This is a genomic window from Pseudomonas sp. R3-41 (genome assembly GCF_054161485.1).
This window is the reverse complement of record NZ_CP096421.1, coordinates 413378-427269: the sequence shown is the minus strand read 5'-3', so window position 1 is coordinate 427269 and position 13892 is coordinate 413378. Positions and strand designations below refer to the sequence as shown.

Below are 13892 nucleotides of genomic sequence, written 5' to 3'. Positions count from 1 at the left end.
GGCAAAAAAGGCCCTGCTTGACTTCGGCATGCCGTTCGGGTTGACTGGCTTTCGAAGAGATCAATGATTGATATTTTTAACAACAAAGGTGTTGCATCATGTCGGTACCCCCGCGTGCCGTTCAGCTTAACGAAGCGAACGCGTTCCTTAAGGAACATCCTGAGGTTCTGTACGTTGACCTTCTGATTGCGGATATGAATGGTGTGGTGCGCGGCAAGCGCATAGAACGCACCAGCCTCCACAAGGTTTACGAGAAAGGCATCAACCTGCCGGCCTCTCTATTTGCCCTGGATATCAATGGCTCTACGGTGGAAAGCACCGGCCTGGGCCTGGACATCGGTGATGCCGACCGGATCTGCTATCCAATCCCTGACACCCTGTGCAATGAGCCTTGGCAGAAGCGCCCTACCGCGCAACTGTTGATGACCATGCACGAACTCGAAGGCGAGCCTTTCTTCGCCGACCCGCGCGAAGTCCTGCGCCAGGTCGTGACCAAGTTCGATGAACTGGGCCTGACCATCTGCGCCGCGTTCGAGCTGGAGTTCTACCTGATCGACCAGGAGAACGTGAATGGACGCCCCCAACCGCCCCGCTCGCCGATTTCCGGCAAACGCCCGCATTCGACCCAGGTCTACCTGATCGATGACCTCGACGAATACGTCGATTGCCTCCAGGACATTCTGGAAGGGGCCAAGGAGCAAGGCATTCCCGCCGACGCCATCGTCAAGGAAAGTGCCCCGGCGCAGTTCGAAGTGAACCTGCACCACGTGGCCGATCCGATCAAGGCGTGCGACTACGCGGTCCTGCTCAAGCGCCTGATCAAGAACATCGCCTACGACCATGAAATGGACACCACCTTCATGGCCAAGCCGTATCCGGGCCAGGCAGGCAATGGTTTGCACGTCCACATTTCGATCCTGGATAAAGACGGCAAGAATATCTTTGCCAGCGAGGATCCCGAGCAGAACGCCGCATTGCGTCACGCGATCGGCGGTGTGCTCGAGACCCTGCCCGCGCAGATGGCTTTCCTCTGCCCGAACGTCAACTCCTACCGTCGTTTCGGCGCACAGTTCTACGTGCCGAACTCGCCGACCTGGGGCCTGGACAACCGCACCGTGGCCTTGCGCGTGCCGACCGGCTCGGCCGATGCCGTGCGCCTGGAACACCGCGTCGCCGGTGCCGATGCCAACCCGTACCTGCTGATGGCCTCCGTGCTGGCAGGGGTGCACCATGGCCTGGTCAACAAGATCGAGCCCGGTGCGCCGGTGGAAGGCAACAGCTACGAGCAGAACGAGCAAAGCTTGCCGAACAACTTGCGCGATGCCCTGCGCGAGCTGGACGACAGCGAAGTCATGGCCAAGTACATCGACCCGAAATACATCGATATCTTCGTGGCCTGCAAGGAAAGCGAGCTGGAGGAGTTCGAACACTCCATCTCCGACCTTGAGTACAACTGGTACCTGCATACCGTGTAAGCGGTTGCGGTCAAAAAGAAACGCCGCAGGCCTTATGGCCTGCGGCGTTTTTTTATGTCTGCCGCCGAACATTGTGGCGAGGGAGCTTGCTCCCGCTGGGCTGCGCAGCAGCCCCAAAAATGCTGAAACGGTCAACCTGAACCACGGCGGCGACTGGTTTCGGGGTTGCTTCGCAGCCCAGCGGGAGCAAGCTCCCTCGCCACAGGAGTTGCTCTGCTCACAAGTCCGGGTATGGACCATCCGCTCGCTCTGCGTACAATGCCCGGCAGCCCCGCAGGAGACGTCCATGACGCGCATCGCCACACCCCGCAAGCCCCGCGCACGCAGCCAGGCCCGGATCGACACCATTCTCGATGCCGCCCGTACGCTGCTTGCCGCCGAAGGCGTGGCCAGCCTGTCGATCTACAGCGTCGCCGAGCGCGCCGGGATCCCGCCCTCTTCCGTGTACCACTTCTTCGCCAGCGTCCCGGCCCTGCTCGAAGCCCTGACCGCCGATGTCCACGCCGCCTTCCGCGCGGGCCTGCAAGCACCGATCGATCATGCCGCGCTGAACCATTGGCACGACCTGTCCCGGCTGGTGGAACAACGCATGCTCGCCATCTACAGCCAGGACGCCGCCGCTCGCCAACTGATCCTGGCCCAGCACGGCCTGACCGAAGTCACCCAGGCCGACCGCCAGCACGACCTCGAGCTGAGCGACTTGCTGCACAAGGTCTTCGATCACCATTTCGCCCTGCCACCCCTGCCCGACGACGTCGATGTGTTCGCCCTGGCCATGGAACTGGGCGACCGCGTCTACGCCCGCTCGGTCCAACAACACGGCCAGATCACCCCACGCATGGCCGAAGAAGGCATGCGGGTATTCGATGCGTACCTGGGGCTGTACCTGCCGCCGTATCTGCCCAAGCGCGAAGCCCTCTAATCCCCAGAAGCAACCTCATCGTGGCGAGGGAGCTTGCTCCCGCTGGGCTGCGCAGCAGCCCCCTCCTCACCTCAACAAAGTGCATGCGTGCGCAGCCCAAAAGCCCCGAAGGGCTCTCGCCGTCCGGGGCCGTGGGTCAAGCATCGTTCACAACTTGGCGATAGACACCTCGGTGGATTTGACGAAGGCAATCACTTCGCTGCCGATCGCCAGTTCCAACTCCTTGACCGAACGGGTGGTGATGACCGACGTGACGATGCCGGAGGCGGTCTGCACGTCGATTTCCGACAGCACGTCGCCTTCGACGATTTCCTTGATGGTGCCTTTGAACTGGTTGCGTACGTTGATGGCTTTGATGGTCATACGATTTCTCCTGGGGTCGAAATGAGCTGCAAGTGGCAAGCTATAAGCTGCAAGTAAAAGCGCTGTGCTTCTTCTTGCGGCTTGTAGCTTGCCGCTTGAAGCTGCTTCATTGCGCCCAACGCAATTGCGTAGGCAAGGGTGAAACGGGTTCGGGTTCCGGCGGTTGGCCGGGCAAGGACAGCACACGGTTGAGGACTTCGGTTTCCAGGCTCGCCAGGCGATGAGAGCCGCGAACCCGTGGGCGTGGCAGGTCGATGGGCAGGTCGAGGCCGACCTGGCCGTCCTCGATCAGGATCACCCGGTCGGCAATCGCCACCGCTTCGCTGACGTCGTGAGTCACCAGCAACACCGTGAAACCGTGCTGCTGCCAGAGGTTTTCGATCAGTTGCTGCATCTCGATACGGGTCAGGGCGTCCAATGCGCCCAAGGGTTCGTCGAGCAACAACAGCCGTGGCTGATGAATCAGCGCGCGGGCCAGGGCCACCCGTTGTTTCTGGCCGCCGGACAATGCCGCCGGCCACTCCTGGGCACGGTCGGCCAAGCCGACGGCTTCCAGTGCCTGCAAGGCCTGCGGACGCCAGTTGCCGTTGAGCCCGAGGCCAACGTTGTCGATGACTTTTTTCCACGGCAGCAGACGCGCTTCCTGGAACATCAACCGCGTGTCCTGTTGCGCCGCACTCAAGGCCGCCGAGCCCGCCAGCAGTTGGCCGTCGGTGGGTTGATCGAGGCCGGCCAGCAACCGCAGCAAGGTACTTTTGCCACAACCGCTGCGACCGACCACAGCCACGAATTGCCCGGCCGGGATATGCAGGTCGATGTCGCGCAATACCTGGCGCGTGCCAAAGGTTTTTTGCAGGTTGCGCACCGCCAGCGGGATGCCACGCAGCAGGCGCGGAGGTTGTTGGGCGGTCATGCGGCACCTCCCTTGTTCACTTGGTACGCCGGATGCCAGCGCAGCCAGACCCGCTCAAGCCCACGGGCGGCCAGGTCGGCCAATTTGCCCAGCACCGCGTACAGGAGAATCGCCAGCACCACCACATCGGTTTGCAGGAACTCACGGGCATTCATCGCCAAGTAGCCGATGCCGGCGCTGGCCGAAATGGTTTCCGCCACGATCAACGTCAACCACATGAAGCCCAGGGCAAAGCGCACGCCCACCAGGATCGAAGGCAAGGCGCCCGGCAGGATCACCTGGCGAAACAGGCTGAAGCCGGACAAGCCGTAGCTGCGGGCCATTTCCACCAGCGCCGGGTCGACGTTGCGGATGCCGTGGTAGGTGTTGAGGTAGATCGGAAATAACGTGCCCAGGGCTACCAGGAAGATTTTCGCCGACTCATCGATGCCGAACCACAGGATCACCAGCGGAATCAGCGCCAGATGCGGGACGTTGCGCACCATCTGCACGGAGCTGTCCAACAGGCGCTCGCCCCATTTCGACAAGCCAGTGATAAAGCCCAGGGCCAGGCCGATGCCGCCGCCGATCAGGAAACCGACCGCCGCCCGCCAACCACTGATCGCCAGGTGCGTCCAGATCTCACCGCTGCGCACCAGGTTGACGCCGGCTTCGATCACCGCCACGGGTGCCGGCAGGATCCGCGTGGACAACCAACCGGCCGACACCGACAGTTGCCAGACCGCCAGCAACAGCAGCGGCACCGCCCAGGGCGCGAGGTTGTGGATGATTTTATTCATGGCCGCCTCAGCTCTGGGACGCGGCTTTGGGCAGGATGTCGTTGGCCACCATTTCACCGAACGGGCTCACATAGCCCTGGCTTTTCGGCAACTCCGGGCGCTCCACATCCAAGTGCGGAAACAACAGTTCCGCCACGCGATAGGACTCTTCCAGGTGGGGATAACCGGAGAAGATAAAGGTGTCGATGCCAAGGTCGGCATACTCCTTGACCCGCGCCGCCACGGTCGGGCCATCGCCCACCAGCGCCGTGCCGGCACCGCCGCGTACCAGGCCGACACCGGCCCAGAGGTTGGGGCTGACTTCCAGCTTGTCGCGACTGCCGCCGTGCAGGGCGGCCATGCGTTGCTGGCCCACCGAATCGAAGCGCGCCAGGGAGGCCTGGGCCCGGGCGATGGTGTCGTCGTCCAGGTGAGAAATCAGCCGGTCGGCCGCTCGCCAGGCTTCGGCGTTGGTTTCCCGCACGATCACATGCAGGCGGATGCCGAAGCGCACGGTACGTCCGAGCTTCGCAGCCTTGGCCCGTACCTGTTCGATTTTCTGCGCAACGGCGGCCGGCGGCTCGCCCCAGGTCAGCACCATTTCCACTTGTTCGGCCGCCAGGTCCTGGGCAGCTTCCGACGAGCCGCCAAAATACAGAGGCGGACGCGGTTGCTGGATCGGCGGATAGAGCAGCTTGGCGCCCTTCACGCTGATGTGCTCACCGTCGTAATCCACGGTCTCGCCTTCCAGCACCCGGCGCCAGATGCGGGTGAATTCCACCGAGGCCTGGTAGCGTTGTTCGTGGTCGAGGAACAGGCCGTCACCGGCCAATTCATCCGGGTCGCCGCCGGTCACCAGGTTGAACAGCGCCCGCCCTCCGGACAACCGGTCGAGGGTCGCGGCCTGCCGTGCCGCCACCGTCGGGGAAATGATCCCGGGGCGCAGGGCGACGAGGAATTTCAGGCGCTGGGTCACGGGAATCAATGAAGCGGCCACCAGCCAGGAGTCCTCGCAGGAACGCCCGGTGGGGATCAACACACCGCCAAAACCCAGTCGATCCGCCGCTTGGGCGACCTGCTGCAAGTAACCGTGATCGACGGCGCGGGCGCCTTCGGCAGTGCCAAGGTAATGGCCGTCGCCATGGGTAGGCAGGAACCAGAAAATATTGAGGCTCATGGAGTGGTCTCCTAAGGGGTCGAATTACTGCGCGTTCGCAACGGCCGCCGGCGGCGTCCAGATCACGTCCTTGATGCTCAAGGGCTTGGGAATCAATTTGAGCTGGTAGAAGCTGTCGGCGATTTTCTGCTGCGCCGCCACCACCTCCGGCGTGAGGAACAGCGCCCCATAGCCTTGGCGTTTCACCGACGTCAGGGTGATGTCCGCCGGCAGGCCGAGCAGCGGCGAGACCTGTTTGGTCACGTCTTCAGGATTGGCCTTGGACCACTCCCCCACTGCCCGCACTTCCTCCACCAGGGCGGTAATGACTTGGGGATTTTTTTGCGCATAGGGCTTGGTGGCGAGGTAGAACTGGTGGTTATCGACGATGCCTTTGCCGTCACGCAGGGTGCGTGCCTGCAACTGTTGTTCGGCGGCCGCCTGGTACGGGTCCCAGATCACCCAGGCGTCTACGCTGCCCCGTTCGAACGCGGCACGGGCATCGGCTGGCGGCAGGAAAACGGTTTGAATGTCGGAATACTTCAGGCCAGCATCTTCCAACGCCCGCACCAGCAGGTAGTGGACGTTCGAGCCTTTGTTCAGCACGACCTTCTTGCCCTTGAGGTCTTGCACCGATTGGATGGCCGAGCCTTTCGGCACCAGGATGGCCTCGCTGGTGGGCGCCGGCGGCTCGTAAGCAACGTAAAGCAGGTCGGCGCCCGCGGCTTGGGCAAACACCGGCGGCGTTTCACCGGTCACGCCGAAGTCGATGGAGCCGACGTTCAAGCCTTCCAACAGCTGCGGACCTCCGGGGAATTCGGTCCATTGCACGTCCACGCCTTGGGCGGCGAGGCGTTTTTCCAACGACCCCTTGGCCTTGAGCAGCACCAGGGTGCCGTATTTCTGATAACCAATCCGCAAGGTCTCGGCTTGAGCTTGGGTGATGACGCCGAGGGACACAGCCGCAGCAAACAGAGCGACCAGCCCGCGACGCAAAATGACAGTGCGCATGGCGCCTCTCCTTTTTGCTGTGGGGTTTTGGCTGCACCTGCTGGGCCGTTGGCGGCTGAGTAAGGTGAGTTGAATCAGGGGTGTTCGGGTTCAAATGCTCCAGCGAGCACTCAGCAAACGTTCGTTCAATACATGAGGGTCCAACGGCCGGGGCCGACGGGCCATGGCGCTGTAAAACTGTTCCAGCGCCTCGTCCAGACGCTGCTGCAGGGCCGGCGCCAATTGGGCCTGGGCGCTGCCTTCGCCATAAGCGATCTGGCTGTCTTCGGCAAAAATCCCATGGAGCATTTCCTGGGCCTTGAGCGCCGACAACACCGGTTTAAGGGCGTAATCCACCGCCAGCATATGGGCGATGCTGCCGCCGGTGGCCATGGGCAACACCACTTTGTGAGCCAGGGCCCGCTCAGGCAGCAGGTCCAGCACGGTCTTCAGCGCACCGGAAAAAGACGCCTTGTACACCGGCGTGGCGATCACCAGGCCGTCAGCATTTTCGATCTGCTGGAGCAGGTCGACGACCTTCGGGCTGTCGAAACGGGCATGGAGCAGATCTTCGGCCGGGAAATCGCGCACCTGATAGCTCACCACCTCCACACCTTGCTGTTGCAACCAACGTTGCGAGCGTTCCAGCAGCACCCCGGAGCGGGAGCGTTGGCTGGGACTGCCACCGAGTGAGACGACCAACATGCCTACCCTTCCTTAACTGTCACGTGCGATTCGCGGTGGGCGATCTCGCTGCATGGGCAAACCATAACAGGGGATTTATATATCTTTAAATCATATTTATTCATTTGGTTATGCGATTAAGGGATATGTGATTCACTTTCCTTGGCGCAATAAAAAAGGCCGTCGAAACGGCCAAAACCCTTGGTGCACAGAAGATCAAACTGTGGGAGCGAGCCTGCTCGCGATGGCGTCGGATCTGCCAGTGTCGATGTCGACTGGTACACCGCTATCGCGAGCAGGCTCGCTCCCACAGGTTCAGAGTCAGGTGTTGCGTCAACGGTTAGGCTGCGGTGTGAGGCGCAGGTAAGGCTTCACGGCACGATAGCCCTTGGGGAAACGCTGCTTGAGTTCTTCTTCATCCTTGAGCGACGGCACGATCACCACTTCATCGCCGTCCTGCCAGTTGGCCGGGGTGGCGACCTTGTAGTTGTCGGTCAATTGCAGGGAATCGATCACCCGCAGGATCTCGTTGAAATTGCGACCCGTGCTGGCGGGATAGGTAATGGTCAGGCGAATCTTCTTGTTCGGGTCGATCACGAACAATGAGCGCACGGTCAAGGTGTCGCTGGCGTTGGGGTGGATGAGGTCGTACAGATCAGAGACCTTGCGGTCGGCATCGGCCAGGATCGGAAAGTTGACCACGGCGTTCTGGGTCTCGTTGATGTCCTCGATCCACTTGTGGTGCGAGTCCACCGGGTCCACCGAGAGGGCAATGGCCTTGACCCCACGCTGGGCGAACTCGTCCTTGAGCTTGGCCGTGAGGCCCAATTCGGTGGTGCATACCGGCGTGAAATCCGCCGGGTGGGAAAACAGTACACCCCAGCTGTCACCGAGCCATTCGTGGAAGCGAATCTTGCCGGCGCTGGAATCCTGTTCGAAGTCGGGGGCGATGTCGCCGAGTCTGAGGCTCATGGTGCGGCTCCTGGATGAATTGTTGTGAGCCCAAACTTTGCACCGGTTTCGATTGCTTTAAAAAGAATGAATATCCATTTATCTAGATCATTAGTGAATATAAAACTGTTCACTGGCGCCATTTCGCATACCGGCACAAGATCGTCAGCGAGGTTCGAGAAGGCCTCGAGTTGCTGAAAAGAGGAGAAATTCGAGGAAGGCTACAGGGGTGGGCCCTACTCGAAAACGCAAAGCCCCGCCCGGCGTGTTGCCGGGCGGGGCTTTTTTTGTTTTGTACCTACACTACGGAAATTATTGACGCGATTTCAGGACGAGCGGCTAGGATAGGCAGCATGAACACTCAAGCCTTGCTGACTCATCTGCAAAACCACCTCCCTGGACTGCTGGCGGTTTACCTGTTCGGCAGCCATGCGCAGGGCACCGCCGGGCCTGACAGTGATGTCGATTTGGCTGTGCTTTTATCCGGCGAAGTCGATCCTGTGTCGTTATGGCAGCTTTCAGGTGATTTGGCGGATATCGCGGGCAGCCCCGTGGACCTGATCGATCTACGCGGGGCAACGACCGTCATGCAGTACCAAATCGTGACCCGAGGACAGAGGCTCTGGGCCAAAGATGTACAGGCTGGGTTGTTCGAGTGCTTTATTCTCAGCGAAAAAACCGCTCTCGATGAGGCTCGGGCAGGATTGCTCAAGGATATTCAGGAAGAAGGCAGCGTGTATGGCCGATGACGTACTGATCAATAAAGCAGCGAGTATCGAGCGTTGCGTCGCAAGGGTGCGGGAGGAATACGAGAAAGATCCCGCTACGTTTGCCACCGATTTCACTCGCCAGGATTCGGCAGTCCTGAACATCCAGCGTGCGTGTGAAGCGGCACTGGACATGGGACAGCATTTGATCCGACGTGAACGATTGGGTGTCCCGCAAAGTGCCCGCGATACATTCGAACTGCTTTTCCAAGGTGGCTGGGTGGAAGAAGGGCTGGTTAGAAACCTGAAGAACATGGTGGGTTTCAGGAACATCGCCGTGCATGACTACCAAGCCCTGCAGTTGCCGATCATGGTCGCGATCATTACCCAGCATCTGGGCGATTTCCTGGCGTTCAGCGCGTTCATACTGCGTAAGGACGCGGTGAACACCAAGGAATAAAGCAATCTCCGGTTCATTGAACCAAAAAAAACAAAAGCCCCGCCCGGCGTATTGCCGGGCGGGGCTTTTTTACGCCTAATTACAGAATCGGCAGCGTGTAGCTCACGATCAGGCGGTTTTCGTCCTGGTTACGCTGGTTGGCCACTTCAGAGCGCAGCGAGGCGTTTCTCCACGCCAAGCCCAGGCCTTTGAACTTGCCATCCGGGACAACGTAACCGAGCGTGAAGTCACGTTCCCACTCGCTCTTATCACCGGTAGCAGTGGCAATGTTGTCGCCCTTCAGGTAGATGACCGAAGTCGTCAAGCCTGGCACGCCAACAGTTGCAAAGTCATAGGCGTACTGAGCCAGCCAGGTACGCTCGCCAGCACGCTGGAACTTGCCGATTTGAACGTCAGTGATCAGGTAGGCAGATGCACCGTCACCCTGGTTCAGGAATGGGAAGTCGCTGGTGCCATTCACACGCTGATAACCGGCGCTGAGCGCATGGCCTTGCAGGCTGTAAGTGAATTTTGCACTCCAGGTACGGTTGTCTACTTCACCACCATTGTTCTGGAAGCCAGAAGCGCGATACCCCGTCAGACGACCTTCCTGGCTGGCGTTCTTGCCATCGGAATCACTGTTGAAGTAACGCAGATCGGATTTCAGGCTACCCACTGGCAGCGCCAGGTTGTGGACCAGGCCCAGGAAATGTTGAGTGTAGAAATCTTCCAGGTTGCCGTAATAGTACTGAGCCGTCAGATCCTTGGTGATTTTGTAGTCACCGCCGGCATAGTAGAACTCATTGCTACGCTGGTTGCTGGTAGCAGTTGTGGTCGCGCCGTTAGAGCCAGCAATTGTCAGCGAATCGTTGTTGGTCGAGTTACGACCTTTCGCATGTTCCAACTTACCGCCAACCAAAGTCAGGTTATCGATATCGTTGGAGGTGATCTGACCACCTTCAAAAGTTTGTGGCAACAGGCGACCATCGTTGAAGGTCACTACAGGCAGCTTCGGCTGCAAGGTGCCCAGGCGCAGTTCCGTCTTGGAAACCTTGACCTTAGCGGTCAGACCCAGGCTGCCGAAATCATCTACCGCACGACCGTCGCTTTCGCTAGGGAAGACAGTGCCACCCTTATTGTTGGTTGCGTTGTAGGCCGTGCCTTTACCAGAGTCCAGCTTCACACCCACCAGACCGATAGCATCGACGCCGAAGCCGACGGTGCCTTGGGTGTAGCCGGAAGTGAAGTTAAAAATGAAACCCTGTCCCCATTCCTCCTGCTTGGAAGGATTGGCGGTGCCATCACGGTTATCCGTGTTGATGTAGAAGTTACGCAGACCCAAGGTAGCCTTGCTGTCCTCGATAAAACCGGCGGCGCCTGCCTGCTGCGCCAAAACCCCAACGGCCACAGCCAGGGCCAAGGTGGACTTGTTCATGCTTCGCTCCTCTCGTTTTCTAATTCTTGTGTGTCTTTGGTTCCGGATCGAACGCCCGGAATCCGCGGATGCGCGATTAGCGCCAGACCGTGACTGACAAGTCAATCGTAACCAATTGTGTCTACGACCATGGTCTAACCCCGCTACACGGCCCGCAGGATAATGGATTCTCTATAAATCCAAAAAGAATTGTTCTGCCAGTTTTCAGCTCTTTTCGACATATAGCTGCCATCAAAGCTTCATCAACCGTGGTCCGGCGTATCGGCCAGCCGGCGGATTACTGAATGGCTTTTTGTCGAGAAGCGCTCAGCGGGAAACCCCCGGCGTAGAGGGATCCCTTGATCCTTTCGCGCCGAGGCTGCTTGAGATGGGAGCTTGATGGCTATGCGTCAGGCGATTCATTGTCTGAAATCAAAAAGACGCCCCCTGCGACACTCCCACGCAGGGAGCGCGCCAGGGGTTACAGGGCTTTTTCGAAGATTTTCGAATTACGCTGATAGTTGTAGAGCGAGGCTCGCGCGGCCGGCAGACGGTCGACGCTGCTGGGCTCGAAACCACGTTCGCGGAACCAGTGGGCGGTACGGGTCGTGAGTACGAACAGCGTCTTGAGCCCTTGGGCGCGGGCGCGGGTTTCGATCCGCTCCAGCAGTTCGTCGCCTCGGCCACCGTGGCGGTACTCCGGGTTCACCGCCAGGCAGGCCAGTTCCCCGGCATCCGAATCGGCGATCTGGTACAGCGCCGCGCAGGCGATGATCATGCCTTCGCGCTCGACAACGCTGAACTGTTCGATCTCGCGCTCCAGCACTTCGCGGGAGCGACGCACCAGAATCCCCTGCTCTTCCAGCGGACTGATCAGGTCCAGCAGGCCGCCGACATCTTCAATGGCCGCTTCGCGCACCACTTCGAATTGTTCCTGGGCCACCAACGTACCGCTGCCATCGCGGGTGAACAATTCGGCCAGCAGCGCGCCGTCCTCGGCATAACTGACGATGTGGCTGCGCGCAACGCCACCACGACAGGCCTGGGCCGCCGCGTCCAGCAGTTCGGCCTGATAGTCGCTGCCCAGGCGTTGCATGTGGCCTGGGACCTGTTGCGGACGTAATTCCCGCACCAGCCGTCCGTCCTCGCCGATAAGCCCCTGTTCGGCACCGAACAGCAGCAGCTTGTCGGCCGCCAAGTCGATGGCCGCCCGGGTGGCGACGTCTTCACAGGCCAGGTTGAAGATTTCTCCGGTGGGCGAATAACCCAACGGCGACAGCAACACGATGGAGCGCTCGTCCAGCAGCCGGTTGATGCCCTTGCGATCGACCCGGCGCACTTCGCCGGTGTGGTGGTAATCCACGCCTTCGAGCACGCCGATCGGCCGGGCGGTGACCAGGTTGCCGCTGGCGACCCGCAGCCGCGAGCCCTGCATGGGCGAGGACGCCATGTCCATGGACAGGCGCGCCTCGATGGCGATGCGCAACTGGCCGACCGCGTCGATCACACACTCCAGGGTCGCCGCGTCGGTGATGCGCATGCCGTGGTGGTAGTGAGGCGTCAGGCCCCGCGCAGCGAGGCGAGTCTCGATCTGCGGGCGCGAACCATGGACCAGCACCAGGCGCACGCCGAGGCTGTGGAGCAGCACCAGGTCATGGACGATGTTGCCGAAATTAGGGTGTTCCACCCCGTCGCCGGGCAGCATGACGATGAAGGTGCAATCGCGGTGGGCGTTGATGTAGGGCGAAGCATGACGAAGCCAATTGACGTATTCGGGCATGAACCTGGACCTGTAATAAATAACAGCCAAAAAAAGACGAAACAGAACGCACAACGGGCTGGTGGTTATCGTCGGAACAGGCTTGGCGACACGCGCGCTCTCCTCATGTGATGAATACGGGCCCGCAAGGGCGCAATTTAATCGGCCGTGGCCGACGTCAGACAGTAATGGCCGATCAACTGCCGCAACAGCTCCACGGTAGGTTGCAAACGTGACATTTCAAGGTACTCGCCCGGTTGGTGGGCACAGGCGATATCGCCAGGACCGAGCACCAGGGTTTCACAGCCAAGGCGCTGAAGATAAGGCGCTTCGGTGCCGAACGCCACTGCTTCGGCACGATGGCCGGTCAGTCGTTCGGCCACGCGGACCAATTCGGCGTCCTCGGCCTGCTCGAACGGCGGCACTTCGGGGAACAGCGGCGCGTAGTCGATCTTGACTTGATGGCGCTCGGCGATGGGGTTGAGCTTCTGCTGGATCGCCGCCCGCAGCACTTGCGGGTCCATGCCTGGCAAAGGCCGCAGGTCAAATTCCATGGAACATTGGCCGCAGATCCGGTTGGGGTTGTCGCCGCCGTGGATGCAGCCGAAATTCAGGGTCGGTTGCGGCACGCTGAACTGCGGGTTACGGAATTCACGCTGCCATTGCAGGCGTAGGCCGCGCAATTCGCCCATGGCATCGTGCATGGCCTCCAACGCGCTGTGGCCCAGGCGCGGATCGGACGAATGGCCGCTACGCCCGAAAATGTCGATGCGCTCCATCATGATGCCTTTGTGCATCCGTATTGGCTTGAGGCCGGTCGGCTCACCGATCACCGCTGCCCGCCCCAAGGGCCGGCCGGCATCGGCCAGGGCCCGGGCGCCGGACATGGAGCTTTCTTCATCACAGGTGGCGAGGATCAGCAGCGGTTGCTTGAACGGTTGGTCCAGCAGCGGCTTGACCGCTTCGATGGCCAGGGCGAAAAAACCCTTCATGTCACAACTGCCCAGGCCGACCCACCGGCCATCGACCTCAGTGAGCTTCAACGGATCGGTCTGCCACAAGGCGCCGTCGAACGGCACCGTGTCACTGTGGCCGGCCAGCACTAGGCCGCCGGGACCGCTGCCGAAACTGGCCAGCAGATTGAATTTGCCAGGGCTGACCTGCTGGATATCGCAGGAGAACCCCAGCTCAGTGAGCCAGCCGGCCAACAGCTCGATGACGGCGCTGTTGGACTGGTCGAGCCCAGGCTGGGTACAGCTGACCGAAGGCGTGGCGATCAGGGCAGCGAATTGATCTTTCATGGACGGCAAAGGCATCGCTGGCTCCGGGCATACAGATTGGCGTTCATCATAGAACCATCT

Annotated in this window: 14 protein-coding genes; 4 read left to right on the top strand and 10 right to left on the bottom strand. The window is 60.5% G+C overall.

The annotated features are described in order from the left end of the window. Positions 1–98: 98 nt before the first annotated feature. Both M1D99_RS01900 and M1D99_RS01895 read left to right on the top strand, forming a co-directional pair. Positions 99–1475, top strand: coding sequence for a glutamine synthetase family protein (locus M1D99_RS01900; RefSeq protein ID WP_014340747.1), 1377 nt, complete (start codon positions 99–101; stop codon positions 1473–1475). A 286-nt stretch (positions 1476–1761) separates the two neighbouring features. Next, positions 1762–2397 (top strand): TetR/AcrR family transcriptional regulator, encoded by a 636-nt coding sequence (locus tag M1D99_RS01895; RefSeq protein ID WP_434573700.1) that lies wholly within the window; start codon positions 1762–1764, stop codon positions 2395–2397. Between the two features lie 147 nt (positions 2398–2544). Here the strand turns inward: M1D99_RS01895 and M1D99_RS01890 are convergent, their stop codons facing one another. From M1D99_RS01890 to M1D99_RS01860, 7 genes are all read right to left on the bottom strand, one after another. Next, positions 2545–2760, bottom strand: a complete 216-nt coding sequence (locus M1D99_RS01890; RefSeq protein ID WP_003177394.1) for a TOBE domain-containing protein — start codon at positions 2758–2760, stop codon at positions 2545–2547. Between the two features lie 106 nt (positions 2761–2866). Then, positions 2867–3673, bottom strand: a complete 807-nt coding sequence (ssuB, locus tag M1D99_RS01885) for an aliphatic sulfonates ABC transporter ATP-binding protein (RefSeq protein ID WP_186730212.1) — start codon at positions 3671–3673, stop codon at positions 2867–2869. Next, the gene (gene ssuC, locus M1D99_RS01880; protein ID WP_434573698.1) at positions 3670–4452 is read right to left on the bottom strand and encodes an aliphatic sulfonate ABC transporter permease SsuC; all 783 of its coding nucleotides are present in this window, start codon (positions 4450–4452) and stop codon (positions 3670–3672) included. Before ssuC ends, ssuB begins: the two co-directional genes overlap by 4 nt. Before the next feature lie 7 nt (positions 4453–4459). Next, on the bottom strand, positions 4460–5608 hold the full coding sequence (gene ssuD / locus M1D99_RS01875) for an FMNH2-dependent alkanesulfonate monooxygenase (RefSeq protein WP_186707573.1): 1149 nt from the start codon (positions 5606–5608) through the stop codon (positions 4460–4462). Between the two features lie 24 nt (positions 5609–5632). Further along, positions 5633–6598, bottom strand: a complete 966-nt coding sequence (locus M1D99_RS01870) for a sulfonate ABC transporter substrate-binding protein (RefSeq protein WP_186707574.1) — start codon at positions 6596–6598, stop codon at positions 5633–5635. A 90-nt stretch (positions 6599–6688) separates the two neighbouring features. Next, the gene (gene ssuE, locus M1D99_RS01865) at positions 6689–7282 is read right to left on the bottom strand and encodes an NADPH-dependent FMN reductase (protein ID WP_434573695.1); all 594 of its coding nucleotides are present in this window, start codon (positions 7280–7282) and stop codon (positions 6689–6691) included. Positions 7283–7594: 312 nt separating this feature from the next. Then, positions 7595–8233: a peroxiredoxin gene (locus M1D99_RS01860; protein ID WP_024617266.1), complete on the bottom strand. Its 639-nt coding sequence runs from the start codon at positions 8231–8233 to the stop codon at positions 7595–7597. Positions 8234–8565: 332 nt separating this feature from the next. Here M1D99_RS01860 and mntA point away from each other — a divergent pair, with 332 nt between their 5' ends. Together mntA and hepT are read left to right on the top strand one after the other, a co-directional pair. Further along, a complete protein-coding gene (mntA, locus tag M1D99_RS01855) occupies positions 8566–8961 on the top strand; it encodes a type VII toxin-antitoxin system MntA family adenylyltransferase antitoxin (protein ID WP_434573693.1) in 396 nt (131 codons plus the stop codon). Continuing rightward, positions 8951–9379: a type VII toxin-antitoxin system HepT family RNase toxin gene (gene hepT / locus M1D99_RS01850; RefSeq protein WP_434573691.1), complete on the top strand. Its 429-nt coding sequence runs from the start codon at positions 8951–8953 to the stop codon at positions 9377–9379. The genes mntA and hepT overlap by 11 nt, the downstream gene beginning before the upstream one ends. Before the next feature lie 79 nt (positions 9380–9458). On the opposite strand, the gene M1D99_RS01845 is transcribed toward hepT, so the two are convergent. The 3 genes from M1D99_RS01845 to argE all read right to left on the bottom strand — a co-directional run bounded on the left by M1D99_RS01845 (position 9459) and on the right by argE (position 13847). Further along, complete coding sequence (locus M1D99_RS01845; RefSeq protein WP_434573689.1) at positions 9459–10793, bottom strand: OprD family porin; 1335 nt, start codon at positions 10791–10793, stop codon at positions 9459–9461. Between the two features lie 460 nt (positions 10794–11253). Then, a complete protein-coding gene (gene argA, locus M1D99_RS01840; RefSeq protein ID WP_053126389.1) occupies positions 11254–12552 on the bottom strand; it encodes an amino-acid N-acetyltransferase in 1299 nt (432 codons plus the stop codon). 137 nt (positions 12553–12689) lie between these two features. Beyond that, positions 12690–13847: an acetylornithine deacetylase gene (gene argE / locus M1D99_RS01835; RefSeq protein ID WP_434573687.1), complete on the bottom strand. Its 1158-nt coding sequence runs from the start codon at positions 13845–13847 to the stop codon at positions 12690–12692. Between the last annotated feature and the right edge of the window lie 45 nt (positions 13848–13892).